Origin of the sequence: Streptomyces sp. NPDC048295 (assembly GCF_040652135.1) — a bacterium.
GTDB lineage: Bacteria > Actinomycetota > Actinomycetes > Streptomycetales > Streptomycetaceae > Streptomyces.
On record NZ_JBEZLL010000005.1, the window covers coordinates 153,727 to 178,447 of the forward strand.

At 72.6% G+C, this 24,721-nt stretch carries 21 protein-coding genes; 10 read left to right on the plus strand and 11 right to left on the minus strand.

Features of this window, described 5'->3' with window-relative positions; translation table 11 throughout:
* Positions 1-28: 28 nt before the first annotated feature.
* Together AB0D53_RS09320 and AB0D53_RS09325 are read right to left on the minus strand one after the other, a co-directional pair.
* Complete coding sequence (locus tag AB0D53_RS09320; RefSeq protein ID WP_362442404.1) at positions 29-2,665, minus strand: ABC transporter permease/substrate binding protein; 2,637 nt, start codon at positions 2,663-2,665, stop codon at positions 29-31.
* Positions 2,658-3,731: a glycine betaine/L-proline ABC transporter ATP-binding protein gene (locus AB0D53_RS09325; RefSeq protein ID WP_362442407.1), complete on the minus strand. Its 1,074-nt coding sequence runs from the start codon at positions 3,729-3,731 to the stop codon at positions 2,658-2,660. The genes AB0D53_RS09320 and AB0D53_RS09325 overlap by 8 nt, the downstream gene beginning before the upstream one ends.
* A 350-nt stretch (positions 3,732-4,081) precedes the next feature.
* Here AB0D53_RS09325 and AB0D53_RS09330 point away from each other — a divergent pair, with 350 nt between their 5' ends.
* Together AB0D53_RS09330 and AB0D53_RS09335 are read left to right on the plus strand one after the other, a co-directional pair.
* Positions 4,082-4,990, plus strand: coding sequence for a 5'-3' exonuclease (locus AB0D53_RS09330; RefSeq protein WP_362442961.1), 909 nt, complete (start codon positions 4,082-4,084; stop codon positions 4,988-4,990).
* Between the two features lie 47 nt (positions 4,991-5,037).
* Complete coding sequence (locus tag AB0D53_RS09335) at positions 5,038-5,880, plus strand: siderophore-interacting protein (RefSeq protein ID WP_362442410.1); 843 nt, start codon at positions 5,038-5,040, stop codon at positions 5,878-5,880.
* A gap of 63 nt (positions 5,881-5,943) precedes the next feature.
* Here the strand turns inward: AB0D53_RS09335 and AB0D53_RS09340 are convergent, their stop codons facing one another.
* Positions 5,944-6,624 carry a MerR family transcriptional regulator gene (locus AB0D53_RS09340; RefSeq protein WP_362442414.1) on the minus strand — a complete coding sequence of 227 codons (681 nt, stop codon included), beginning with the start codon at positions 6,622-6,624 and terminating at the stop codon, positions 5,944-5,946.
* Positions 6,625-6,779: 155 nt separating this feature from the next.
* On the opposite strand from AB0D53_RS09340, the gene AB0D53_RS09345 reads away from it, so the two are divergent.
* Positions 6,780-7,754 (plus strand): hypothetical protein, encoded by a 975-nt coding sequence (locus AB0D53_RS09345; RefSeq protein ID WP_362442417.1) that lies wholly within the window; start codon positions 6,780-6,782, stop codon positions 7,752-7,754.
* On the plus strand, positions 7,751-8,221 hold the full coding sequence (locus AB0D53_RS09350; RefSeq protein ID WP_362442420.1) for an ABA4-like family protein: 471 nt from the start codon (positions 7,751-7,753) through the stop codon (positions 8,219-8,221). The genes AB0D53_RS09345 and AB0D53_RS09350 overlap by 4 nt, the downstream gene beginning before the upstream one ends.
* A gap of 9 nt (positions 8,222-8,230) precedes the next feature.
* On the opposite strand, the gene AB0D53_RS09355 is transcribed toward AB0D53_RS09350, so the two are convergent.
* The 3 genes from AB0D53_RS09355 to AB0D53_RS09365 form a co-directional block, all read right to left on the minus strand.
* On the minus strand, positions 8,231-9,010 hold the full coding sequence (locus AB0D53_RS09355; RefSeq protein WP_362442423.1) for an ABC transporter permease: 780 nt from the start codon (positions 9,008-9,010) through the stop codon (positions 8,231-8,233).
* Complete coding sequence (locus AB0D53_RS09360; RefSeq protein ID WP_362442426.1) at positions 9,007-10,020, minus strand: ATP-binding cassette domain-containing protein; 1,014 nt, start codon at positions 10,018-10,020, stop codon at positions 9,007-9,009. The genes AB0D53_RS09355 and AB0D53_RS09360 overlap by 4 nt, the downstream gene beginning before the upstream one ends.
* A gap of 276 nt (positions 10,021-10,296) precedes the next feature.
* Positions 10,297-10,959 carry a PadR family transcriptional regulator gene (locus AB0D53_RS09365; protein WP_362442429.1) on the minus strand — a complete coding sequence of 221 codons (663 nt, stop codon included), beginning with the start codon at positions 10,957-10,959 and terminating at the stop codon, positions 10,297-10,299.
* A 189-nt stretch (positions 10,960-11,148) separates the two neighbouring features.
* Here AB0D53_RS09365 and AB0D53_RS09370 point away from each other — a divergent pair, with 189 nt between their 5' ends.
* The 5 genes from AB0D53_RS09370 to AB0D53_RS09390 all read left to right on the plus strand — a co-directional run bounded on the left by AB0D53_RS09370 (position 11,149) and on the right by AB0D53_RS09390 (position 16,404).
* Positions 11,149-11,733: a sigma-70 family RNA polymerase sigma factor gene (locus AB0D53_RS09370; protein WP_362442432.1), complete on the plus strand. Its 585-nt coding sequence runs from the start codon at positions 11,149-11,151 to the stop codon at positions 11,731-11,733.
* A gap of 40 nt (positions 11,734-11,773) precedes the next feature.
* Complete coding sequence (locus AB0D53_RS09375) at positions 11,774-13,138, plus strand: deoxyribodipyrimidine photo-lyase (RefSeq protein WP_362442435.1); 1,365 nt, start codon at positions 11,774-11,776, stop codon at positions 13,136-13,138.
* A 151-nt stretch (positions 13,139-13,289) separates the two neighbouring features.
* A complete protein-coding gene (locus AB0D53_RS09380) occupies positions 13,290-14,819 on the plus strand; it encodes a molybdopterin-dependent oxidoreductase (protein ID WP_362442964.1) in 1,530 nt (509 codons plus the stop codon).
* Between the two features lie 41 nt (positions 14,820-14,860).
* Positions 14,861-15,826 (plus strand): ADP-ribosylglycohydrolase family protein, encoded by a 966-nt coding sequence (locus AB0D53_RS09385; RefSeq protein WP_362442438.1) that lies wholly within the window; start codon positions 14,861-14,863, stop codon positions 15,824-15,826.
* A gap of 134 nt (positions 15,827-15,960) precedes the next feature.
* Positions 15,961-16,404, plus strand: a complete 444-nt coding sequence (locus AB0D53_RS09390; RefSeq protein WP_362442441.1) for an SPW repeat protein — start codon at positions 15,961-15,963, stop codon at positions 16,402-16,404.
* 86 nt (positions 16,405-16,490) lie between these two features.
* Here AB0D53_RS09390 and AB0D53_RS09395 read toward each other — a convergent pair whose 3' ends face one another.
* The 5 genes from AB0D53_RS09395 to AB0D53_RS09415 all read right to left on the minus strand — a co-directional run bounded on the left by AB0D53_RS09395 (position 16,491) and on the right by AB0D53_RS09415 (position 23,116).
* Positions 16,491-17,564 carry a DUF917 domain-containing protein gene (locus AB0D53_RS09395; protein WP_362442444.1) on the minus strand — a complete coding sequence of 358 codons (1,074 nt, stop codon included), beginning with the start codon at positions 17,562-17,564 and terminating at the stop codon, positions 16,491-16,493.
* Positions 17,557-19,152, minus strand: coding sequence for a hydantoinase/oxoprolinase family protein (locus AB0D53_RS09400; protein ID WP_362442447.1), 1,596 nt, complete (start codon positions 19,150-19,152; stop codon positions 17,557-17,559). Before AB0D53_RS09400 ends, AB0D53_RS09395 begins: the two co-directional genes overlap by 8 nt.
* A 48-nt stretch (positions 19,153-19,200) precedes the next feature.
* Positions 19,201-20,637, minus strand: a complete 1,437-nt coding sequence (locus tag AB0D53_RS09405) for a cytosine permease (protein ID WP_362442450.1) — start codon at positions 20,635-20,637, stop codon at positions 19,201-19,203.
* 95 nt (positions 20,638-20,732) lie between these two features.
* A complete protein-coding gene (locus tag AB0D53_RS09410; RefSeq protein WP_362442453.1) occupies positions 20,733-22,073 on the minus strand; it encodes a hydantoinase/oxoprolinase N-terminal domain-containing protein in 1,341 nt (446 codons plus the stop codon).
* On the minus strand, positions 22,070-23,116 hold the full coding sequence (locus AB0D53_RS09415) for a DUF917 domain-containing protein (RefSeq protein ID WP_362442456.1): 1,047 nt from the start codon (positions 23,114-23,116) through the stop codon (positions 22,070-22,072). Before AB0D53_RS09415 ends, AB0D53_RS09410 begins: the two co-directional genes overlap by 4 nt.
* An 89-nt stretch (positions 23,117-23,205) precedes the next feature.
* Between AB0D53_RS09415 and AB0D53_RS09420 the strand changes: the two genes are divergently transcribed.
* Positions 23,206-24,714, plus strand: coding sequence for a helix-turn-helix domain-containing protein (locus tag AB0D53_RS09420; protein WP_362442459.1), 1,509 nt, complete (start codon positions 23,206-23,208; stop codon positions 24,712-24,714).
* Positions 24,715-24,721: the final 7 nt, after the last annotated feature.

Below are 24,721 nucleotides of genomic sequence, written 5' to 3' on the forward strand. Positions count from 1 at the left end.
TCCGGTGCTACGGGTCCTGCGGGAGGCCCTACTGCGGGGCCATCTTGTCCACGATGCCCGGGTTCTTCTCCATCCAGGCCTTCACGGCCTCCTCCTCGTGGCCCGCGCCGCGCTTCTGGATCTGGTTCTCCAGGCCGGCGAGCTGGTCCTCGCTCAGCTTGAAGTCCTTGAACCACTTCGTCAGCTGCGGGTAGTTCTTCGGGAAGTCCTTGGACGCGATGGTGTGCAGCCGGTCGCCGTCACCGAAGGCCTTCTCGGGGTCCTCCAGCTTGGTCATGCCGTACTCGCTGTACGCCCAGTGCGGGGTCCACAGCAGCACCGCGATGGGCTCCTTCTTGGCGTACGCGCGCTTCAGCTCGGCCAGCATGCCGGGCGTCGAGGAGTCGACGACCTTGTACTCCTTGTCCAGGCCGTAGGACGGCAGGACGTTCTTCTTCAGGTTCTCCATCGTGGCCGTGCCCGGCTCGATGCCGACGATCCGGCCCTTGAACTGCGAGGCCTTGCCCTTGAGGTCGGCGAGGGACTTGACGTCCTTCACGTAGGAGGGCACCGCGACCTCGATGGACGTCGGGCCGTACCACGAACCGAGGTCGCTCAGCTGCGAGCCGTACTTCTCCCAGTAGTTCTTCTGGGTGTACGGCAGCCAGCCGTCGAACTGCACGTCGATCTGGCCGCGCGACATCGCGGTGTACATCGGGCCGACCTCGAACTGCTTGAGGTTGATCTTGTAACCGCGCTCCTCCAGGACCGCCTTCCACAGGTACGTGGCGGCGATGTCCTCCTCCCAGGGGAACCAGGCCATCTCGACGGCGCGGTCGCGCTCGTCCTTGCCGTCGGTGCCCTTGGCCGCGCCGCCCTTGGCGACCGGGGTCCACTTGTCGGCGACGCCCGGGTTGGCCTTCAGCCAGGTACGGACCGCCTCCTGCTCCTTGCCGGAGCCGGACTTCTGGATCTGCGCCTCAAGACCGGTGAGCTGGTCCTCGGTCATCTTGAAGTTCTTGAGCCAGCTGCCGACCTCGGGGTTGTCGGCGGAGAAGCCCTTGCGGGCCAGGGTGTGGATGCCGTCGCCCTTGCCCCAGAGGTTCTTGGGGTCCTTGAGCTTGGTGAGCTCGAACTGGTTGTAGGCCCAGTGCGGCGACCAGAGCGGAACGACGATCGGTTCCTTCTTGGCGTACGCGCGCTTCAGCTCGGCCAGCATCGACGGCGTGGAGCCGTCGACGACCTTGTACTCCTTGTCCAGGCCGTAGCCCGGCAGGATCTTGTCCTTGAGCAGGCCGCTCTCGCCGGCACTCGGCTCGATGCCGACGATCCGGCCCTTGAACTGCGAGCCCTTGCCCTTGAGGTCCTCCAGCGACCGGACGTCCTTCATGTACGAGGGGACGGCCAGCTCCAGCGAGGTGGGGCCGTACCAGGAGCCCATGTCCTCCAGGCGGTCCTGGTACTTCTTCCAGTAGCTGGCGTGGGTGACCGGGAGCCAGGAGTCGGTCTCGAAGTCGATCTGGCCGTTGGCCATGCCGGTGTAGAGCGCGCCGGCCTCGTACTGCTTGACGTCGACCTCGAAGCCGCGCCGCTCCAGCATCTCCTTCCAGAGGAAGGTGGAGGCGATGCCCTCGTCCCACGGGATGTAGCCCATGCTGATCTTCTTGCCCGCGCCGATGTCCGAACCGCCGGCGGCGTTCTCGCCCTTGTCCGGGCCGGAGGAGCCGAAGACGCCCAGGGCGCCCGCGACGAGCGCGAGGATCACGACGCCGGAGACCGCGACGACGGGCTGCGGGCGGTGGTTCCAGATCTTGAGTCCGCCGGCCATCGCCTGCGCCCTGGCGAGCGCGCGGCGGGCCAGCGGGGAGACCTCGCGGCCGAGCGCGCCGGTCATCCGGTCCAGGTACATCGCGACGATGACGATGGAGATGCCCGCCTCGAAGCCGAGACCGACGTCGACGTTGCCGATGGCGCGGTAGACGGCGCCGCCGAGGCCGCCGCCGCCGACCATGCCGGCGATGACCACCATGGACAGGCCGAGCATGATGACCTGGTTGATGCCCGCCATGATCGTGGGCAGGGCCAGCGGCAGCTGGACCCGCAGCAGGGTGTTGCGCTTGGTGGTGCCGAAGGCCTCGGCGGCCTCGACGAGCTCGCCGTCGACCTGGCGGATGCCGAGTTCGGTCATCCGGACGCCCGGGGGCAGCGAGAAGATGATGGTCGCGATGATGCCGGGCACCACGCCGACGCCGAAGAAGATGACACCGGGGATCAGATAGACCATGGCGGGCATGGTCTGCATGAAGTCCAGGACCGGCCGGGTCACGGCGCTGACGGTCTTGGAGCGGGACGCCCAGATCCCCAGCGGCACGGCCAGCACCAGCGCGATGATGGTGGCGACGAGCACCAGGGTGAGGGTGTCCATCGCCTCGTCCCACAGCTCGACGGAGTCGATGACCGCGAAGCCGACGAAGGCGAGCACACCGGCGAGCAGGCCGCGCAGCCACCAGGCGATGACCGCGACGATGCCGGCGAAGAGCAGCGGGGCGGGGGCGGAGAGCACGGCGGCGATGCCGTCGAACATATTGCTGACGATCGAGCTGATCGCGTCGAACAGCCAGGCCAGATGGGTCTGGAGCCAGTCGACGGCGGAGTCGACCCAGTCGCCGAGAGGGAGCCTAAACACTGGCCACCTTCTTCGCGTCGGCCGTGCCGGTCCTGACGTCCTGCGGGACCTCGGCGGGGGTCATCGGCTCGCCGAGGACGGCGAGCAGCCGGGCGCGCGGTACGACACCGACGAGCTCGCCCTCGGCGTCGGTCACGGCGACCGCGACACCACTGCGCGAGCACGGCGTGAAGAGCTCGATGATCGGTGTGGACTCGGTGACGGTGGCCGGGGCGGCGGCGAGCACGTCGGCCGGGGTACGCAGCTCCTTGCCGTCGTCCGTGCTGCTGCCCATGACGGTGTGCGGCTCGGCCATGATGGCGCCCGCGGTCAGCACCCGGGTGCGGTCGACGTCCTGGGTGAAGGAGGCGACGTAGTCGTTGGCCGGGGTGACGAGGATGTCCTCGGCGGTGCCGAGCTGGACTATCCTCCCGTCGCGCATCACGGCGATGCGGTCGCCGAGGCGCATGGCCTCGTTGAGGTCGTGGGTGATGAAGACGATGGTCTTCTTCAGCCGCTTCTGCAGTTCGAGCAGCTGGTCCTGCATGTCCCGGCGGATCAGCGGGTCGAGCGCGCTGAAGGACTCGTCCATCAGCAGCAGGTCGGCGTCGGTGGCCAGGGCGCGGGCCAGGCCGACACGCTGCTGCATGCCGCCGGACAGCTCGTCGGGCCAGGACTTCTCCCAGCCGGCGAGGCCGGTCAGCTCCAACGCCTCGGCGGCGCGCTTCTCGCGCTCGGCACGCGGTACGCCCTGGACCTCCAGGCCGTAGGCGGCGTTCTCCAGCACGCTGCGGTGGGGGAAGAGCGCGAAGTGCTGGAAGACCATGCTGATCTTGGAGGACCGGACATGGCGCAGTTCGGCGGGGCTCAGGGCGGTCAGGTCCTGGCCGTCGAAGAGCACGCGTCCGGCGGTGGGCTCCAGAAGTCCGTTGAGCATGCGCAGCAACGTGGACTTCCCGGACCCGGACAGACCCATCACGACGAAGATCTGTCCCGGTTCGACGGTGAACGAGGCGTCGATCACCGCTGCGGTCGTTCCGTCGGCGCGCAGCTCGTCGCGGTCGGCGCCGCCTTCGAGCTTCTGCACGGCTTGATCGGGTCGTCTGCCGAACACTTTGTACAAGCGTTCAGCTTGCAGCCTTGACACATACACCTCGCGGGTTGAACCGAAAAACGGTCTGCCACCCCCTCCGGCAGACCGTGGAGCGGCGCGGATTCGGTCCGCATGGCACGCACACTGGTTGAAACCGGTACGTGATCCGCTCCGGCTGCGCGCCTGCCCCCGCTTATGCGACCCAAACACAAGAGTGATCCAGGTCACACATGAACGATTGGTTGCAGCCACCCGTCCGCCTCGCCCACGCGCCCCCGGGGCCGGTGTCCGCGACGGCCGGTGTCAGTGGCGTGCGGCATCATCGGGGTGTGACGCGACGCCTGATGCTCCTCGACACCGCTTCCCTCTACTACCGTGCCTATTTCGGGGTCCCCGACTCGGTGCGCGCCCCGGACGGGACGCCCGTCAACGCCGTGCGCGGGCTGCTCGACTTCATCGCGCGACTGGTGCAGGACCACCGGCCGGACGACCTGGTCGCCTGCATGGACGCGGACTGGCGGCCGCACTGGCGGGTCGAGCTGATCCCCTCGTACAAGGCGCACCGGGTCGCGGTGGAGACCTCCGAGGGGCTGCCCGACGAGGAGGAGACCCCGGACACCCTGGCCCCGCAGGTGCCGGTCATCGAGGAGGTGCTCGACGCGCTCGGCATCGCCCGGGTCGGTGTCGCGGGCTACGAGGCCGACGACGTGATCGGCACGCTCACCGGCCTGGCCACCGGCCCCGTGGACATCGTCACCGGCGACCGGGACCTCTACCAGCTGGTCGACGACGCGCGCGGGGTGCGGGTGCTCTACCCACTGAAGGGCGTCGGCTCGCTCCAGCTGACGGACGAGGCGTGGCTGCGGGAGAAGTACGGGGTGGACGGCTCCGGCTACGCGGACCTCGCCCTGCTGCGCGGCGACCCGAGCGACGGTCTGCCGGGCGTCCCGGGCATCGGCGAGAAGACCGCGGCGAAGCTGCTCGACGCCTTCGGCGATCTCGCCGGGATCATGGCCGCCGTCGACGACCCGGCGGCCGGGCTCACGCCGTCGCAGCGCAGGCGGCTCGACGAGGCGCGGGAGTACGTGGCCGTCGCACCGAAGGTGGTGCGGGTCGCCGGTGACGTGCCCCTGCCGGAGTTCGACCCCGCGCTGCCCGCCGGGCCGCGCGACCCCGCCGCCCTCGAAGCCCTCGCGAAGCGGTGGGGACTGGGAGGTGCGCTCCAGCGCCTGCTCTCCACTCTCCACGACTGAGGTGCTAGCTTAGGTAAGCCTAAGCACATCGGAGCAGGGAGAACCTCGTGGCAGAACGACCGGCACGGCAGGCACCCACGGCGCAGGGGGCCCAGGTGGTGCGCACCGAGCGGATCACCCCGCACATGGTGCGCGTGGTGCTCGGCGGCGAGGGCCTGGCCGGCTTCGAGCTCTCCGGGTTCACCGATCACTACGTCAAGCTCTGCTTCGCCCCCGAGGGCGCCGACTACGCGCACCCCTTCGACATGGCCCGCATCCGCGAGGAGCAGCCCCGGGAGCTGTGGCCCACCACGCGTACGTACACGGTGCGTTCCTGGGATCCGGTCGCCCGCGAGCTGGCGATCGACTTCGTGGTCCACGGCGACGAGGGCCTCGCCGGACCCTGGGCGATGCGGGCGGCTCCGGGCGATCCGGTGACCTTCCTGGGCCCGGGCGGCGGCTACGGCCCGGACGCCTCGGCCGACTGGCACCTCCTGGCGGGCGACGAGAGCGCGCTGCCGGCCGTCGCGGCGGCCCTGGAGCAGATGCCGGCGGGCGCGGTGGTGCACGCGTTCGTCGAGGTGGCGGACGCGGCGGAGGAGCAGAAGATCGTGACGCCCGACGGCGTCGAGGTGACCTGGCTGCACCGCGGTCGGCGCCCGGTCGGCGAGGCGCTGGCCGCCGCCGTCAAGGAGCTGGAGTTCCCCGCGGGCGAGGTCCAGGCATTCGTGCACGGCGAGGCGGGCTTCGTGAAGGAGATCCGCCGCCATCTGCGCCTGGACCGCGGAATCCCGCTCGACCGGCTGTCCATCTCGGGCTACTGGCGGCTCGGCCAGAACGACGACGCCTGGCGTTCGGTCAAGCGCGAGTGGAACGCACAGGTGGAGCGCGAGCAGGAGAGCGCCGCGTAACACCGGATCGCACCCGTACGCCCCGGCCGATGGCCGGGGCGTACGCGCGTCCGGGGCACGGAATCACCCCTCGGCGCCGGGTGCCTCCACGCCGCCGGTGCCCGGACCGCCCGCCGCGCCGCCGTCGTACATCCGCGCGGAGGCGTCCGACTGCGCGAGCCGTCGCAGCGCGCCGAACATGGCCTCCCCCAGCACCGTGCCGACCACCACGCTCTCCACCAGGTCCTCGCGCGCCACCCGGCGCCCCACGTAGTCGAGGTCGGCCCGCGCGACCGGTTCGGCGGCGGCCGCGTAGTCGTCGAGCAGCTCGACGAAGCCCCCGTGCCCGGCCCGCCGCAGCGCGACGATCACCTCGGCCAGGGACTCGCCCGCCGGACCATGTGCGTCGGCCCGCCAGCCGCGCCGCTGCAGCAGCTCCGCCACCTCGTCCCGGGCGTCCTCCAACTCGGGCCCCTGCTCGTCCCGTTGCGGCGGGGTGAGGCGCTTCGCCGCGACGCCCAGCACCTTGTGCACCGGCTGGGCCGGATCCTCGACCGCCCGCAGTACATCGCCGATGGCGGACAGCGAGAGCCCTCCGACATCGAGCAGGGCGCGGATCAGCCGCAGCCTGCGCTCATGACCCGCGTCGTAACTCGCCTGGTTCGGGCTGGTCAACTGCCCTGCGGGCAGCAGCCCTTCACGTACGTAGAACTTGATCGTCGGTACCGGAACCCCGGACCTGTTGCTCAACTCACCGATGCGCACCGTGCGTTCTTCCTTCCGCCCTTGCCAACCCCCCGACCCATCATAGATAGTTCCGCTATCGGATAGCGGAAAGCGTCGCTATCCATAATCTCGGAGGGATCCCCATGTCTTCCTGGCGTTCCTGGCATCGGCCATTAGTCCTCTTCTCCGCGGCGATGGCCGTCATGACGGTCGTCTCGGCCATCGGCCTCATAGCCGACGACCGGGTCCTGGTGGGTGCGGCGATATGGTCCAAGCCGTTCAAGTTCGCGGTCTCGTTCGTCGTGTACGCGCTCGCCCTCGCCTGGATGCTGACGCTGGTCACCCGTGGCCGGCGGGTCGGCTGGTGGGCCGGGACCGTGGTCGCGCTGTCCGGTCTGGCCGAGATGGCGATCATCACCGGGCAGGTGATCCGCGGGAAGCGGAGCCACTTCAACCACGCCACCCCGTTCGACGAGACCCTGTTCAGCGCGATGGCCGTCACCGTCGTCATCCTGTGGACCGGCACCCTGGTCATCGCGATCCTGCTGCTGCGCGCCCGTATCGCCGACCGTGCCTCCGCCTGGGCGATCCGCTCCGGTGTGCTGCTCGCCCTGGTGGGCGCCGCATTCGGATTCCTGATGACCCGGCCCACTCCCGAGCAGCGGGCGGCCGGGAACCTGGACACCGCCGATGTGATCGGTGCGCACTCCGTCGGCGTACCGGACGGCGGCCCGTCGATGCCGCTGACCGGATGGTCCACGACCGGCGGGGATCTGCGCATCCCGCACTTCATCGGAATGCACGCGCTCCAGCTGCTGCCGCTCTTCCTGCTCGCACTGGTCCTCCTGGCCCCGCGCTTCCCGCGGCTGCGCGAGCCGCGGGTCCGGCTGCGGCTGGTGCTGGTGGCCTCGGGGGCGTACGCGGCGGTCGTCGCGCTGGTCACCTGGCAGGCGCTGCTCGGCCAGTCGCTGATCCACCCGGACGGTGCGACGCTCGGTGCCGCCGCCCTGATCATGGTCGCGAGCGCCACCGCCGCCTGCGCGGCGCTGAGGCCGGTTCCCGCACGACAGCGGGCCGGCGCGCGTCACGACTCCCGTACCGATGCCGCCGGAACCGGTTCCGCTCCCGGTTCCGCTCCCGCTCCCGCCCAGAAGGAACTCGCGTCATGACCGGTGCGCTCTTCGAGCTCTCGTTCTTCCTGGCGGCTCCGTTCTGGCTGCTGATGATCCTGGCGCCGGGCTGGCGCCCCACGGCACGCGTCGCCGCCTCGCCGCTCACCGTTCTGCCGGTGCTGGTGCTCTACCTGGTCATGGCCGTGCCCGTCCTCCCCGAGCTCTGGGAAGCGGTGCGCAGCCCGGACATCGACACCTTCCGCGATCTGATGGCGCTGGCGAACGGGGCGGGGGCGGTCTGGGCGCAGGTGATCGCCTGGGATCTGCTGCTGGGCCAGTGGATGTTCCTGGAAGGGCGCCGGCTGGGGATCTCCCCGCTGGTGATGGGTCCGTTGCTGGTGCTGACGATCCTGCTCTCGCCGTTCGGGCTGCTGGTCTTCCTCGCGCTGAGGGCGGTACGGGGACCGAGGACCCGGCCCGGGTATCCGGTCCCGGACCGGGTCGATGGTGCGGCGTTGCCGTAGGCGCGCGCGTCAGACGGACTTCTGGTACGAGCGGAACGTACGGGTCGACAGCCCGACCGCCACCACCGCGAGGACCAGAAGGGCTCCCCCGCGACCGAGCACCACACCCCAGTCCGGGTCACCGTTCAGAGCGGAACGGCCCGCCACCATGGCCCAGTTGACGGGGTTGAAGTCAGCGATGTGCCGCATCCAGGACGGCATCTGGCCCGGGGCCATGAAGGAGGAGGAGAGGAAGGTCAGCGGCAGCAGGAGGAAGGTGTTGATGCCGATGATCGACTCGCGTCGGCGGACCAGCATCCCCAGGGCGTTGGAGAGTGCGCCGAAGACCGTTCCGAGCAGCACCGAGGCGACGACCAGGATCAGCAGTCCGCCCACGCCGCCCGGATAGGCGGCTCCGGCGGCCCGGCCGAGCAGCACGATGACGACGGACTGCGCGGCTGTGCTGATGCCGTTCTGCACGACGTTGGCGTTCATCAGCGCGTTGCGGCTGACCGGCGTGGTCAGGAAGCGGTTCAGGGTGCCCCGCTCGATCTCCTCCAGGGTGCCCATCCCGGCCCACATGCTCGATCCGAGCGCGCTCATCACCACGATGCCGGGGATCAGGTAGTCCAGATAGGACGTGGTGCCGAAGCCGCCGAGCTCGACGACCTTCCTGAAGAGATTGCCGAACAGGAACAGCCAGATCACCGGCTGGACCAGGGAGATCGCCAGAAAGATCGGCTGCCGGACGATCTGCATGAGCTGACGCTGGGTCATGTACCAGGTCTGGGCGAGTGCTCGGCTGCTCATCGGCTGCCTCCGGCGGCGGTGAGGACGGGGGCCTGCCGGGCGGACGCGGCTTCGGCGTCGGCGAAGCGGCGTCCGGCGTAGCGCAGATAGACGTCGTCGAGGGAGGGCCGGGCCACGGTGGCGGCGGCGACCGCCGCGCCGGCCCGCTCCAGGGCGGCGAGCAGGACGGGGACGGCCGCGGCGCCGTCCTCGGCGCGCACGCTCACCCGGCGGCCGTCGACCAGTGCCTCGTGCACCCCGGGCAGTCCGCCGAGCGCGGCGGTGATCGTCCCGGCGTCGCCCTCGGCGCGCAGCTCCAGGTGGACGGCGTCGCCCCGGAGTTCGCCCTTGAGTTCGTCGGGGGTGCCTTCGACGACGACCCGGCCGCGGTCGACGATCGCGATCCGCTCGGCGAGCCGGTCGGCCTCCTCCAGATAGTGCGTGGTGAGAACGATGGTCAGCCCCTCGTCGCCGGCCAGCCGGGCGATCTCGTCCCACATCGCCGTGCGCGCCTCGGGGTCGAGCCCGGTGGTGGGTTCGTCGAGAAAGAGCACCTCGGGGCGGTGGACCAGGCCGAGCGCCACGTCGAGGCGGCGCTGCATCCCCCCGGAGTACCCCTTGACCTGGCGGTTCCCCGCGTCGGCGAGGTCGAAGCGGTCCAGCAGTTCATCGGCGCGCCGCCGGACGGCCGCGCCCCGCATCCCGTACAGCCTGCCCTGGAGCATGAGGTTCTCCCGGCCGGTGGCGACCGGGTCGGCGCCGGACTTCTGGGCGACGACACCGATGGCGCGGCGGACCCGGTCGGGGCAGCGCAGCACGTCGTGTCCGGCGACGGTCGCGGTGCCGGAGTCGGGGCGGGCCAGGGTGGTGAGGATCTTGACGGTGGTGGACTTGCCGGCGCCGTTGGGGCCGAGCAGTCCGAAGACCGTGCCGGTCTCGACGGCGAGGTCCATGCCGCCCAGGGCGGTGACACCGCCGGGATAGGTCTTGATCAGGTCTCGCGCCACTACTGCGGGCGCACGGGTGCTCATGGCAGAGCTCTCCTGTGGTCGGCGGGGTGCTCGGGTGCACCGAGCACTCGGGTATGCCGAGCCGGTCCGCGCGAAGAGCGCCGGGCTATCCTTGGTGTGCCGCACCTCGATCGCCCGGCTCGCCTCCACGGCGTGACCGGTTCGGGGTTCGAGACCCCGGCGGTCGCTGCTCCAACAGCTCCCACCGGGGTCTTTCCCTGTCTGTTTCCTGCGTCCGGGGCCTGTCCGGCTTCCTGAGTCCGGTACCTGTCCGGCGGATCAGCGCCGGACACGGCCTCAGCGGTGCCGCTGCGGGTCCAGGGCGATCTCCTGCTCGTCCAGGTCCTGCCAGTCCTGCGGGACTTCACCGGTCTCGTGGAAGGACTCCCACTCCTCGATGCCGCTGATGGTCCCGTCGGTCAGTTCGGTGCGGAAGCGATTGATCCACTCCAGCTGTGCGTCGATCATGTGCAGCTGGTATTCGGTCTCGATGACGAAGACGCGGGGCAGCTTCTCCCCCAGCTGGCCGAGGACGCCGCGCAGGGCCGCCGCCTGGATCGCCAGCGCCGCCCCCCGGGTCTCCATCAGCTCCGCCACGTCCTGCGGCGGCAGCACCGGCAGCAGCGACAGCGCCGTCTCGAAGACCGGGTACTCGGCGGCGGGCACGGCGAGCAGGTCGGAGAGCCAGTCCAGCATCTCCGCGCGCCCGGCCCCGGTGATGCCGTAGAGCGTGCGCTCGGGGCGGTTGCCCTGCCGCTGGACGCCGGCCACCTCCACGTACCCGTGCTTCTCCAGGTTCTGGACGACGGTGTAGAGCGAGCCGAAATTGATCTTGACGCTGTGTTCCTTGCCGCGCCGCCGAAGCGTCTGGGCGATCTCGTACGGATGCATGGAGCGCTCGGCGAGCAGCACCATGACCGTCAGCGCCAGCGGATTGCTGAGCTTGCGCCGCTTGGCCACCGACCCCACCGCCCTTTACCTCGTCATCGAATACTCGCGAGCGAATATATCGCGTTCACCCAGACGCGTCAACCACGATGTATCGCGAATTTCGAAGAGCGTGGAAGGATCTCGCGCACTGACCAATCCGCGCTTCCGTCGGCCCCGGATCACCCCGGAGAGCCGGTGCGCGATCGGGGAGGAGCCCGCGTGAAAGAAGCCCTGTACCGCAGTGGAGCACCGTCGACGGGGCCCGATCTCCAGGAACTGCTGGCGCTGGTGGCCCGGGGCGACCAGGAGGCCTTCGCCACGGTGTACGAGACGGTGAGCGGGCCCGTCCTCGGGCTCGTGCGGAGCGTGCTGCGCGATCGCGCCCAGTCGGAGGAGGTCGCGCAGGAGGTCCTGGTCGAGGTCTGGCGGTCGGCCGCGCGCTTCCGGGCCTCCCGGGGCAGCGCGATGAACTGGGTGCTGACCGTCGCCCACCGCCGGGCCGTGGACCGGGTGCGTTCGGCCGAGGCGTCGGCGGCCCGCGAGCACAGGGCGGCGCTGCTGGACCGTACGCCCGCCTTCGACCAGGTCACCGAAGAGGTGGAGACCCGGCTGGAGCGCGAACGGGTCCGCGGCTGTGTGCGGACGCTCTCCGAGGTGCAGCGTCAGTCCGTGACCCTCGCCTACTACCAGGGGCTGACCCACCGCGAGGTGTCGGAACTGCTCTCCGTACCGCTCGGGACGGTCAAGACACGGCTGCGCGACGGGCTGATCCGGCTGCGCGACTGCCTCGGGGAGCACGCATGAACCACGCCGGCACGACCTCCATCGGAAAGGACTCACCTGTATGACCGTCTCCGTCGCGCTGTTCACCTCCGACCTGCGGGTGCACGACAACCCGGTGCTGCGGGCCGCGGTACGGGACTCGGATGCCGTCGTCCCGCTGTTCGTACGCGACCGGGGCGTCCACCGGGCCGGCTTCGACGCGCCGAACCGGCTGGCGTTCCTCGCCGACTGCCTCGCCGACCTCGACGCGGCTCTGCGCCGCCGCGGCGGGCGGCTCGTCGTCCGGGACGGCGACGTGGTGGCCGCCGCCCGTGCCGTGGCCGTGGAGACCGGTGCGCGCAGTCTGCACGTCGCCGGCGGGGTGAGCGGGTACGCGACGCACCGCGAGAGCGGGCTGCGCACGGCTCTCGCGGAGGCCGGCTGCACCCTGCACGTCCACGACGCGGTGATCACCGCGGTCGCCCCGGGCCGGGTCGTCCCGGCGGGCCGTGATCACTACGCGGTGTTCACGCCGTACCTGCGCCGCTGGGAGGAGTCGGGCGTACGGGGAACACTGGCCGCGCCCCGCGCGGTGCGGCTGCCGGACGGCGTGGCCCCTGGGACACCGCCCGTCCGGGCGGAGGTGGCCGGCGTCTCCCCCGGGCTCGCCCGGGGCGGCGAGTCGGCCGGACGCCGGCTGCTGTCGTCCTGGCTGCACGGCCCGCTGGCCGACTACGAGCACGGTCACGACGATCTGGCCGGTGACGCGACCTCCCGGCTCTCCCCCCACCTCCACTTCGGCTGCCTCTCGGCGGCCGAGGTGATCAACCGGGCGAGGGAACGCGGCGGACCGGGCGCCGACGCCTTCGTCCGGCAGCTGGCGTGGCGGGACTTCCACCACCAGGTGCTCGCCGCACGGCCGGACGCCGCCCGGGAGGACTACCGCACACGGCACGACCACTGGCGGTGCGACGTGGACGAGATCGAGGCCTGGCGCGCGGGGCGCACCGGCTACCCGCTGGTCGACGCGGCGATGCGGCAGCTGGCGTACGAGGGCTGGATGCACAACCGGGGCCGGATGCTCGTGGCCGGCTTCCTCACCAAGACGCTGTACGCGGACTGGCGGGTGGGCGCCCGGCACTTCCTGGACCTGCTGGTCGACGGCGACGTGGCGAACAATCAGCTCAACTGGCAGTGGATGGCGGGCACCGGCACCGACACCCGCCCCAACCGGCTCCTGAACCCGGTGGTCCAGGGCAAGCGGTTCGATCCGCACGGCGCCTATGTGCGCCGCTGGGTGCCGGAGCTCGCGGAACTGGCGGGCGGCGAGATCCACGAGCCGTGGAAGATCACCGGGCCGCGCCGGGCCGCGATCGACTATCCGGATCCGCTCGTCGGCCTGGCGCAGGCACGGGCCCGGTTCGAACGGGCACGCGGCCTGGACTGACGCGCCGTCGATCGGGTGGGAAAGCAATCCGCCCGGCGCCGGGCGACGAATCCCCGTCGTGAACGGAGATCGAGACGACGCACCGCGGACCGGGCCCGCCCGGCCCCCACGACCGGGCGGGACGCGCACCGCCCTCGCCGCGCTCAGTGGTCTGATCGCCGGGTTCTGCGCCCTGGCGGTCGCCGAGCTGGCCTCGGCCCTGGTACGTCCCGAGGCGGGCCCGGTCACGGCGGTGGGCGGTGCGGTGATCGACCGTACTCCCCCGGCCGTGCGGGAGTTCGCCGTACGGAACTTCGGCACCTCCGACAAGCTGGTGCTCCAGCTCGGGATCCTGATCCTTCTGGCGCTCTTCGCCATGGCGATCGGGGTGCTGGCGCTGCGGCACCGGCGGATGGGGTCGGCCGCCGTCCTGGTCTTCGGCCTGGTCGGGGCCGTGGCTGCGGCAGGGCGCCCGGAGGGCGTGCCGGCCGACGCGCTGCCCTCGGTGGTGGGTGCCGCGGTGGCCGTCGCGGTGCTGTACCTCCTGGTCGGACGGCTGGCACCGGCGTCCCCTCCCGCGGCCGGGGAACGGGCGCAAGGGGTGGACGGCGGCTTCGACCGCCGGGGCTTCGTGGTCGCGGCCGCCACCACGGCGGCGGCCTCTGCCGGCGCGGGGCTCCTGGGCCGGCGGCTCACCTCCTCCGTCCAGGCCGGAGCCTGGGCGTCCCGTCATGACCTGGTCCTCCCGGCACCGCGCTCCGCCGCACCGGCGCTCCCGGCCGGTGCCGATCTGAGGATCCCGGGGCTGAGCCCGTTCATCACCCCGAACGAGGACTTCTACCGGGTGGACACGGCTCTGGTCGTGCCACGCCTCGACGCCGCCGCATGGCGGCTGAGGATCCATGGCGCGGGTGTGGCACGGCCCGTCACCGTCGGCCTCCACGACCTGCTGCGAAGGGAGACCGTCGAACGCGACATCACCCTGACCTGCGTGTCCAACGAGGTCGGCGGGCCCCTGGTCGGCAACGCCAGATGGCTCGGCGTACGGCTGGCCGATCTGTTGCGCGACGCCGGGGTGCGCCCCCCGTCGAAGGGCGGCCCCGCCGACCAGCTCGTGGCGCGTTCCGTCGACGGCATGACGATCGGCACCCCGGTCGAGACGGTGATGGACGGGCGCGACGCGATGCTGGCCTTCGGCATGAACGGCGAACCACTGCCCTTCGAGCACGGCTTCCCGGTCCGGATGGTCGTACCCGGCCTGTACGGATACGTCTCCGCCTGCAAGTGGATCGCGGACATCGAGCTGACGACGTTCGCCGCCTACGACGCCTACTGGGTCAGGCGGGACTGGGCCCAGCAGGCACCGGTCAAGACCGAGTCACGGATCGACACCCCCCGCCCGCCCGCCTCCCCGAAGGCCGGCCCCGTGCCGGTGGCCGGGGTGGCCTGGGCCCAGCACCGCGGCATCTCCCGGGTGGAGGTCCGGGTGGACGACGGGAAGTGGCACATGGCCCGGCTCGCCGCCGCGGACACCCGGGACACCTGGCGCCAGTGGGTGTGGGAGTGGGCCGCGACACCCGGCCGTCACACCCTCCAGGTCCGCGCCACCGATGGAACCGGCGCCACCCAGACCGGCACTCGCACGGGCACCGTGCCCGATGGCGCGACCGGCTGGCACTCGGTGGTGGTCGACGTGTCCTGAGCCGGCGCACGGGCAGAAGGCGTCGCCCGTACGCTGACCGGATGAATCCTCCAGGCCGCATGGGACGGCAGGACCGGGTGGCGGGCGCCGTCGTCGGCTCGGCGGTGGGCGACGCGCTGGGCGCGCCCTTCGAGTTCGGCCCCGCAGGCGTGTACACGGCGCGTTTCCCGGACGGCGTCGGCACGATGTGCGGGGGCGGCGGCTGGGACCCGGGCGAGGCCACGGACGACACGCAGATGGCCGTGCTGGTCGCGGAGTCGCTGCTGGAGCGGGGCGGCCTCGACCTCCCCGACATGTTCGGCCGGTTTCGCAGGTGGGCGGCGGGCGACCCGAAGGACATCGGGCTCCAGACCGAGGACGTCCTGACGAGCGGCGAGCCGTGGGACCTCGCGGCGGCGCTGCACTTCCAGGTCAACGGGCGTGCGGCGGGCAACGGTTCACTGATGCGGGCGGCCACCTCCGCCGTGTACTTCGCGGCGCGGGGCCGGACGGCGACCATGGACGCCGCCCGCCGGATCGCCGCGCTGACCCATGGCGACCGGGCCGCCTGGGAGGGCACCGCGGTGCTCCACGAGCTGATCCGGGTGGCGCTGGACGGCGGCGATCCGCTCCGCGCCGTTCCGGACGCCCTGGACCGTGTGCACGAGGATCACCGCGGCCGCTGGGCCACCGTCCTCGCGCCGGACTGGCACCCCGGGGCGGCGACGGAGTTCAACGGCGCGGTCTGGCCGTGCCTGGGCACCGCGCTGTGGGCGCTGCGCACCACGGACACGTTCGAGAGCTCCCTGGCGGCGGCCGTCGACGCGGGCGGGGACACCGACACGGTGGCCGCCGTGACCGGCGGTCTGGCGGGCGCGGTGTACGGCTTCGGCGCGATCCCCCCGCGCTGGACGGAGCCGCTGCACGTGCCGCTGCCGGGGTACGGGGACCGGGTGCTGCGGACGCCCGGCCTGGTGGCCCTGGCGGGGCGGCTGGACGGTGGCCCGGATCGCACGGTCCCCAGGTGATCCCACGTGGTTCCCACGGATTTTACGGGCCGGAAATCTACACATAAGGGCGATATAAGCGCAGAATGACATTGCAGGCCGCTCATGGCACGGAAAGGGCGGGTCGGTCTGCAGGAGCGAAGGAGACGAACCCCATGTCGAACCTCTCGCACACCGGCCGTGACATGGCCAGTCACCCGGATGTTTCCGAAATGCGCGATCGCTACGACCGCATGCTCGGCGGCCGCGATGTGGCCCTTGTGGACGCACCGGTGTTCCTCGTCGGTCTCTACTGCGCCATTTCGCCGTGGGTGCTGCACTTCACCGCGAGTCAGCCCGCACTCACGACGCACAACCTGATCATGGGTATCGCGATCGCCGCGCTGGGCCTCGGGTTCACCGTCATGCCGGAGCGCATGTACGGCCTGAGCTGGGCCATCTGCGCGATGGGGATCTGGACGATCCTCTCGACGTGGATCGTCGGCAGCAGCCCCGGCCTCGGCGTCGTCCTGAACAACGTCATCATCGGCGGTCTGACCGTGCTGCTGGGACTGGTCTGCGTGGCCGTGTCCATGAAGAGCGGCAAGCGCGCGGCCTGAGACAAGGGATCGCTCGGCACAAAGGGATGCCCGGCCGGTCCGCTCCACGCGGACCGGCCGGGCACCGGTGTGATCGAACCCGTGGGTCAGCTCTGCCGGAACGGCAGATAGTCCACGTCGTACCCGAAGTACCGCGGCCCGGCGAGCGCCAGGCCGCCCGGGGTGGTCCAGCGCGGGTCGCAGGGAGCCGCGAGGACACTGACGCGCAGGCCGTAGCGCAGGCCCTCGGTGGTCACCGGGTCGCCGGTGTCGGTGTCCAGCACGCAGATGAGGTCCGGCGTGGTGGCGACCGTCTCGCCGTCGCGGGTGGCCAGCAGATGCTCGTTCTGGAAGCCGAGCTCCAGCACCCGGCCCGCGTCCTCGCCGATGCCCTCGATCCGGGCGCTGCCCCGGGCGAAGCCGCCCTGGGTGCGGCGGCTCACATCGATCACCTTGCCGGTCAGCAGATGCGTGCCGGACAGCATCGCCCGGGCCGCGCGCACCGGGTCGGTGTGCGCGGCGCGCGCCTCGCGCACGGCGGCGCCGAGCCGCTCGGCGAGCGTCAGCGTGTCGGGGACGAGGCCGTCGGCGAGCTGGTCGCCCCGCATCACGGTGTCGGCGCTGGAGATCTGGCAGCCGAGCTCCACGCAGACGGCCCGCGCGATGCGCTCGGCGGCGTGGTTGGAGACGGCGTCGACGATGATGCTGTTGCCCTTGTCGTCGGCGAGCGCCATCGGGGTGTTGGCCACCCCGATCAGACCGGGCAGCACCATCTGCGCCTCGGGGAAGGCGCGGCCCATGGCGTCGCCGTCGACCAGCGGCAGCCCCGCCTCGGCGGCGCAGGCGATGGGCAGCATGGAGTTGACGCCGCCCACCTCGATCGGCGCGATGTGGGTGGCGGCCCGGCCGATGTGCTTCTCCAGGGCGCGCAGGGCGGCCACTTCCTCGCCGCCGGCGGGAACGCGTTCCAGCAGCACCGTCGGCGCCCCCATCCCCGAGACGGGCACCACGGTCGCGTCGGCCGGCACCTCGTCGAAGGCGACGAGGCGGACCGGGCCGTACGTGCGGATGGCCTCGCGGGCCAGCAGCTTGCCGATGTACGGGTCGCCGCCCCCGCCGGTGCCGAGGATGCCCGCGCCGCGCGCGATGTCGTCCAGGTTGTCGAGGTTGATCTCACGCATGTGACGCTGCTCCATGGGTGTCGCGTGCCCCGGCCGGGGCGTGGGTGGTGCCGATGCCGTTCAGGTCGAGGTCGCCGACCGCCTTGACGCGGATACGGGTCGCACCGCCCGGCAGGTAGGCCAGCGGGACCTCCTCCACGTCGACGACGCGGACCGTGCCGGGCCTGGCGCCCGCGCTCTCGGCCCGGCCCACCGCCTCCTCACGGGCCTCGGCGAGCACCGCGTCCCTGCGCCCCTCCGGGACCTGGAAGACCCGGTCCACCTCTCCCCCGACCTGGGCGATGGCGGCACCCACCGCGTTGGCGACACCGAAGTGGCCGGGGCGGCGCACATCGTCGAAGCCGGGCAGGGCCGCGGGCACCAGTACGCTGCCGCCGCCCACCGCGACGACCGGCAGCGCCCCCGCCGAGGTGCGCATCCGGTCGACGGTCTCGGCCAGCCGCGCGGCGATCCGGTCGAGCGCGCGGGTGGTGAACTCCGGGTCCAGGTGGGCGACCCGGGAGCGGTCGCCGATGTCGGCGCGGCCCGCGGCGACCGCGAGATCGGTCGCCGTCAGGGTGGAGCCGCCGAAGACCAGCGCCTCCTCGGTGAGCCGGAATCCGACCGAGCGGGGACCGGTCTCGCCGTCCGGCGACACCAGGGAGCCGCCGCCGATCCCGAGGGAGAGGACGTCGGGGATACGGAAGTTGGTACGGATGCCCGCGGCCTCGCTCTCCCCCGCCGCCTCGCGCGGGAAGCCGCCGGCCAGGATGCCGACGTCCGCGGTGGTGCCGCCGACGTCGACGACCGCGCAGTCGCCGAGCCCGGACAGGAAGGCGGCGCCGCGCATCGAGTTGGTGGGCCCCGACGCGAAGGTGGCCACCGGGTAGGAGCGGGCGAAGTCCACGTCCATGAGCGTGCCGTCGTTCTGCGACAGGAAGAACGGGGCGGTCAGCGACACCTCGGCGAGCGACTTGGCGAACGACTCCACGATCACGGCTGCCAGGTCGCGCAGGGCCGCGTTGATGATCGTGGCGTTCTCGCGGGCCAGCAGCCCGACCCGGCCGAGCTCGTGCGAGAGCGAGAAGTGCACACCGGGGCCCAGTTCGGCGCCGAGGATCTCGGCGGCCCGGCGCTCGTCCTCCTCGGCGACCGGGGAGAACACCGAAGAGACGGCCACCGAGGTCAGACCGCGCGCGGCGATGTCTGCGGCGGTCCGCTTCAGCTCCTCGGGGTCGAGCGGCGACAGCGGCCGTCCGTCGAACTCCCGCCCGCCGTGGCAGAGATAGCCGTGCCCGCCGACGGCCGCCCGCTGGCGCTCCGGCCAGTCGGTCATCGGCGGCAGCGCCGCCGTGGCGGGCAGGCCGAGGCGTACCGCGGCGACGGGGGCGAGCCGGGCGCCCTCGATCAGCGCGTTGAGGAAGTGCGTCGTGCCGATCATCACGGCGGTGACCGATTCCATCGGCGGGTCCAGGGCCCGGATCGCCGAGGTCACGCCGGAGGTGATGTCGGGGGTGGTGGGGGTCTTCGCGGTCGCGATGATCCGGTCGTCGTCCCCCAGGAGGGCGGCGTCGGTGTTGGTTCCTCCGACGTCGATTCCGATGCGCATGGTGTGTCTGTCTTTCGTAGGGGGTGGGCTTCTCGGGTGGCGTACGGGTCAGACGGCGGCCTCGGGCGACCAGGCCGTGCCCGTTTCCGCCTCGATCGCCGCCGCGGGGCGGACGGGCTGTTCGAACGGCAGGTCACGGGCGCCGCGCACCAGGCCGAGCTTGCCGAGGACGACGTAGCCGAGCCCGGCCAGCAGCAGTGAGTTGAGCGCCGGGATGCCCCACCACTGGTAGTGGTCGCCGAGCCAGCCGAACAGGGAGGCGGCGGCCCACAGGGCGATCGTGGCGGGCACCCAGCTGGGTTCGGTCTCGGGCAGCCGTCCGAGGGAGCGCGAGGCGTCCAGCTGCGGCCGCCACTTCTTCACCACGAAGTACTCGGCGACCATGATCCCGGCGACGGGCGGGGTGAGGACGCCGAGCACCGTGAGGAAGTCGGTGAACCGGTCCAGGATTCCGGCGGCCGCTGCGAGGCTGCCGAGGACACCGATCATGACGGTCGTGCCGACCCGGTTCAGCCGGACCTTGAACAGTGCCTCGACCGCGCCGATCAGGCCGAGCGAGGACGAGTAGAGGTTCCAGTTGTTGATCTTCACGGTGGCGGAGACCAGGACGATGACGCCGATGACACCGGACGAGGAGGTGATGATGGCGATCAGGTCGGAGGACTTCACCGCGTACGCGAGCAGCACTCCGCCGAGGCCCAGGACGTACTCACCGAGGCTGATGCCCACCACCGTCTGCTTGACGACGTCGCCGGTGTTGCGGTTGAAACGGGTCATGTCGGGGGTGGTGACCGCGCCGACGATGTACGAGCCGGCGACGATGGTCGCGCCGGTGGCGATGGACATGTGGGCGCCGAACGGAGCCGAGGCCACCAGGTCACCGACGTCGTGCCGGGAGAACTCGACCATCATCGCCCAGCCCGCGAGGCCGAGGAAGGCGGGCACGGTGACGAACGCGGTCCAGCCCATGGCACGGAAGCCGCGCAGTACGAGCGCGGTGACGCCGAGCCCGCAGATCAGGCACCAGGCCCAGACCGGCAGGGCGGGCACGATGGAGTGCAGCCCGGCCGCGAACACCGCCGTCTGCACACCGAACCAGCCGAACAGGCTGACCGCGATGACGAGTCCGATGAGGGTCGAGCCGTAACGGCCGAAGCCGGTCCAGCGGACCAGCATCGAGGTGGACAGGCCCTCCCGCATACCGGCGATGCCGACGAATATGCAGACGATCTCCAGGATCACCGAGCCGAGCGTGAACGCCCAGAAGGCGCCCCAGAAGGAGAGCCCGGCACCGAGCGCGGCCCCCAGCAGGAACTGCGTCAGGTCGGAGAGCTGGCCGAAGCGCTGCACCGCGACGTTGAACCAGGAGTAGCGGGCCGCGCGCGGCACCCGCTCCAGCGGGTAGTCCTCGTCCTGCTGCGGCGGCTCCGGCCGCGCCGGTGTCCGTGCGGGTGGCTCGTGATGCACATCGAACTTCTGGGTCATGGGGACGGTTCCTCGGGTGAGCGGGCGGGCAGGAGGGCGCAGCAGCACGGCGCCGGGCTGCTCCGAAGGGGAGGGAAAGGGGTGAGGAGCGGGGTTCAGAGCGGGAGGGGAGGCCCGACGGCGCGGGCCCGCAGGAGCACCGCACCGGGCAGGTACGGCACCGGGAGGTCCGGCTCCGCATGGGTGCGTACGCGCCTGGGGTCGGCCCCCGCCCGTACGGCACCGGCCCGGGCCAGGTCGCGTACTTCGTCGCGTACGGCGTCGAGCCGCCGGCCGGGGGCCCGGCTGACGATGCGGTCGCAGTGGCCGCCGACCGGGCTGGCCGCCGCCCCGAACGCCCCGGCCACGCCGCCGTGTTCGGGGCGTACGACGTCGAATCCGGTCAGCACCCCGCCGGGTACGCCGCCCGCGCCGCCGCCGACCAGGATCAGCGGGAGGAGTCCGGCGGCGGGGCGCATCCGGTCGGCGGCCTCGGCGAGTTCGCGGTGGGCGTCGGCGCGCACGGTGATCAGGTCCGGGAAGCGCAGGCTGACCGGGACGCCGCCGATGCGTTCGCCGGGTCCGGCCTCCTGCGGGTAGCCGCCGGTCAGCGCCCCCACGCGGGCGCGGCGTTCCCCGATGTCGGCGACCACGGCGTCCCCGAGTCCGGCCAGGAGTCCGGCGCCCCGGATCGTGCAGGCGGGTCCGCTGCCCAGGCTGAGTCCGGGCTGCCGGCGCAGGTACTCCAGGCTCATCAGCGTGCCGTCGCTGCGGGTGACGAGGACGGCGGCGCCGGGGGCGAGGCCGAGACGGGGCAGGGTGGCGGTCAGCTCGTCGGCGACCTTGGCCACCAGCACGGACAGGGCGGCGTCGAGGACCGTGGCGTTCTCGCGGGCCAGCAGGTCGAGGGTGCCGACGTCGCTGGAGAGCAGGACGGTCGTGTCGGGGCCGGTCTCGGCGCGCAGGATCTCGGCGGCCTCCCGCTCCTGGCCGCCGTCGACGGGGGAGAACACGGCGGTGACGGCGAACGCCTCGGCGCGGCCGGCGAGCGAGGCACCGAACCGGGCGACGGCGTCCCGGTCGAGCGGTATGAGGTCGCGGGGGGCCAGACCGCCGCCGCCGGCGACGTTCGCGGTGCCCGCGCACACGGCGTCGCGCAGCGCCCGGGGCCAGCCGAAGAGCGGCCGCACGGCGTCGGCGGCGGCGCCCCCGACCCGCAGCACTCCGACCCGGGCGAGCCCGTCCCGCTCCCTGACCGCGCGGGCGGCGACCCGCAGACCCACGGCGAGCTGGGTGGCACGGCCGCGCGGTTCGGCGGGGAGCGCACGGACGGCGGCGGCGAGCGATCCGACGGCGTCACCGGCCAGCGAGGGCACTTTCACGGCCCGCACCGCCCGGTCTCCGTCGAGCAGCACGGCATCGGTGTTGGTGGGCCCGACGTCCACTCCGAGGATCACGGTGTGCCTCCCGGGGGCCGGCGTCCGCCCGCGGCGGCCGGAAGACCGGCGAGACCGAAGGCGGCCGGGCCCGCCAGCCGCAGGCCCTCGGGCGTGTACCAGGCGGGGTCCGAGGGGAGCGTGACGAGGTGCACGCGCAGCCCGTAACGGACCTCCTCGACCGGGACGGCCCAGCCGGTCGCCACGTCGACCAGGGCGATGACGTCCGGTACGACGGCGAGCGGGGTGCCGTCCTCCAGGGCCGCGAGGAATTCGCTGCGGGCCTCGACGAGCACCAGCCGGCCCGCGTCGGGACCGCCGCCCTCCAGCAGGACGCCGGTGGCGTCGGCGCCGTCGGCGTCCTCGGTGGCGTACCTCCGGACGGACGAGACCTTGCCGGTCAGCAGCGGTGCGGGGCCTTCGCCGCGGCCGAGGGCCAGGGCCCGGGTGACCGAACCGGCGACGGCGTACCGGGCCGCCTGCCCGGCGGTCAGGGGGTAGTCGGTGGACGCGGCACGCCCGCCGAAGGCGACGACGGCGGCACGCGCGAACTGTTCCAGGTGCGCGCCGTCGACATCGTCGACCACGACGGTGTGACCGTGCTCGTCGGCGAGCACGGCCGGTCCCGGGCGCAGTCCGGCCAGCTCCAGGACGTTCTGGTCCATGCGGGGAAAGGCCCGGCCCATCGAGTCGGCGTCGAGCAGCGGCAGCCCGAGCCGGGCCGCCCAGGCGACCGCGACGCAGCCGTTGAGCCCGCCGATCTCGCTGCTCATCACCGCGGCGACCGGGGCGCCGTGCAAGGCCTCGAAGCGGGCGCGCAGCCGTGCGGGTTCGGCCCGGCCGCCGATCCGCTCGGCGGTGACGGCGGGCGACCCCACGAGCCCCACGGGCATGACGAGCGCGTCGGCGGGAAGCGCGGCCGGGTCGACGACGGGCACCGGACCGCACTCCTCGATCGCCTGTCCGGCGACGGGAAGCGTCACATCGGCGGGTCCGCCGCCCCCTGATCCCAGGACGGCACAGCCCCGCGCGAAGTCGGCGAGTGCTCCGGCGTCCACGTGCATGCATCCCAGCGTACGGAGACGGAACCCGCCCCCCATGGGCCATGGGCCCGTGCTTCCACGACCCGGTGTGCTTGCAGCACACTGGGTGGATGGCGAAGATCCTGGAACTCCTCTCCTCCCCCGGACTCGACGCGGTCCGCCCGCTGGTGGGCCCGCTCGACGCGGTGGAGGTCACGGGGGTGCGCCTGGAGCCGCGCCCGGACCGGCTCGCGGCCATCCCCGCCGGGACGGTCGCCGTGCTGCTGGCCCCGGTGCCCGGCCATCTGCTGGATGTGGCGGTGCGGGACGCGGCCGCGGCGGGGGCCGCCGCGCTGGTCCTGACGGGCGTGACGGAGGCACCGCACGGGCTGCCCGCAGAGGTGACGGCGACGGCGCGGGCGCTGGCCGAGCGGGGCCGGGTCTCGGTGCTGTACGCCGACGGGGACCTGGCAGCCCTCGTGGTCGCCGTGGAGCGGGCGGTGGCCGGGTCCGCGGCGGACGCGCTGGCCCGCGTCTCGGAGGCGGCGCGCGAGGTGGCGGCCGTCGCGGGCGACCCCGGCCGGGTGGCCTCGGCGGCGGGCCGTGCCCTGGGCGTGCCGGTGGAGCTGCGCGCCGCGGGGCCGGGCGAGGAGGGCGCGTCCGCCGCGGGCCCGGACGGCGAGATCCGGCTCGCGGCCCCGGCCCGCCCCGGTCACGCGGGGGAGGCGGTGCGCTCCGTCCTCGCGCTGGCGGCCCTGGCCGCCGCGGGCGGCGGGCACGGGGACGTACCCGTGCGCTCCCGGGGCCGGCTGCTCGCCGAGCTGCTGGTGGCCCCGCAGGACCAGGCCGCCCGGCTGGCCGCCCGGGGCCGGGCGCTCGCGCTGCCGGTGGACGGCTGGCACATCGCGCTGCGGGTGGAGGCCGGCGGCCTGGACGCCTCGAACCGGCCGAAGGCGCTGGACGCGGTGATGTCCCGGGCCCTGACCCTGCTGCGCGCCTGGGACGGCGCGGCGGCGCTCCCCGGCACCACCGCCGCGCCGCAGGCCGCCGACACCGTCCAGTGGAACGCCGCGCTGGTCGACGACGCCCTCGTCCTGCTCAGCACCTGGCCCGCCGACCCGGGTCCGGACGGGCGGCGCGCCACCCTGGCCCGCGCCCGCCGGGTGGTGGACCGGCTGGCCGGACTGCGCCCGGAGGACGGGCTGCGGTGCGGCGTGGGCTCCTCGCACCGGGGCCCGCTGGGCATCCGCACCTCCGCCCGTGAGGCCCGGGCCGCGGTGCCGCGCGGTGCGGGGCCCGCGGTGGCGGCACACGACGCGGTGGGCCTGGACCGGATGCTGCTGGAGTGGTACGCCTCCGACACGGCGCGCGAGGCGGTCAGTGAACTCCTGGCCCCGGTACTGGCGTTGGGCCCGGAGCGCGCCGAGCCGCTGCTGCGTACGCTCCAGGTCTATCTGGACCACAACAACTCTCCCGCCCGCGCCGCGGAGGCACTGCACCTGCACCGGAACGCGGTGGGCGCCCGGATCCGCAAGATCGTCCAGCTGACGGGCACCGATCTGAACGAGCCGGACGTCCGCCTCGCCCTCCAACTGGCCTGCCGCGCGGGCCTGTCCACCGCCCCGGCGAACCGTCCCTGAGGAGTGA

What these genes read in the sequence shown, in the direction of transcription:
- AB0D53_RS09330 (WP_362442961.1), top strand. Translation starts at nt 4,082, where the DNA reads ATGCTCCTCGACACCGCTTCCCTCTACTACCGTGCCTATTTCGGGGTC.
- AB0D53_RS09345 (WP_362442417.1), top strand. Translation starts at nt 6,780, where the DNA reads ATGGCCGTCATGACGGTCGTCTCGGCCATCGGCCTCATAGCCGACGAC.
- AB0D53_RS09350 (WP_362442420.1), top strand. Translation starts at nt 7,751, where the DNA reads ATGACCGGTGCGCTCTTCGAGCTCTCGTTCTTCCTGGCGGCTCCGTTC.
- AB0D53_RS09355 (WP_362442423.1), bottom strand. Translation starts at nt 9,010, where the DNA reads ATGAGCAGCCGAGCACTCGCCCAGACCTGGTACATGACCCAGCGTCAG.
- AB0D53_RS09360 (WP_362442426.1), bottom strand. Translation starts at nt 10,020, where the DNA reads ATGAGCACCCGTGCGCCCGCAGTAGTGGCGCGAGACCTGATCAAGACC.
- AB0D53_RS09375 (WP_362442435.1), top strand. Translation starts at nt 11,774, where the DNA reads ATGACCGTCTCCGTCGCGCTGTTCACCTCCGACCTGCGGGTGCACGAC.
- AB0D53_RS09385 (WP_362442438.1), top strand. Translation starts at nt 14,861, where the DNA reads ATGAATCCTCCAGGCCGCATGGGACGGCAGGACCGGGTGGCGGGCGCC.
- AB0D53_RS09390 (WP_362442441.1), top strand. Translation starts at nt 15,961, where the DNA reads ATGTCGAACCTCTCGCACACCGGCCGTGACATGGCCAGTCACCCGGAT.
- AB0D53_RS09395 (WP_362442444.1), bottom strand. Translation starts at nt 17,564, where the DNA reads ATGCGTGAGATCAACCTCGACAACCTGGACGACATCGCGCGCGGCGCG.
- AB0D53_RS09400 (WP_362442447.1), bottom strand. Translation starts at nt 19,152, where the DNA reads ATGCGCATCGGAATCGACGTCGGAGGAACCAACACCGACGCCGCCCTC.
- AB0D53_RS09405 (WP_362442450.1), bottom strand. Translation starts at nt 20,637, where the DNA reads ATGACCCAGAAGTTCGATGTGCATCACGAGCCACCCGCACGGACACCG.
- AB0D53_RS09415 (WP_362442456.1), bottom strand. Translation starts at nt 23,116, where the DNA reads ATGCACGTGGACGCCGGAGCACTCGCCGACTTCGCGCGGGGCTGTGCC.
- AB0D53_RS09420 (WP_362442459.1), top strand. Translation starts at nt 23,206, where the DNA reads ATGGCGAAGATCCTGGAACTCCTCTCCTCCCCCGGACTCGACGCGGTC.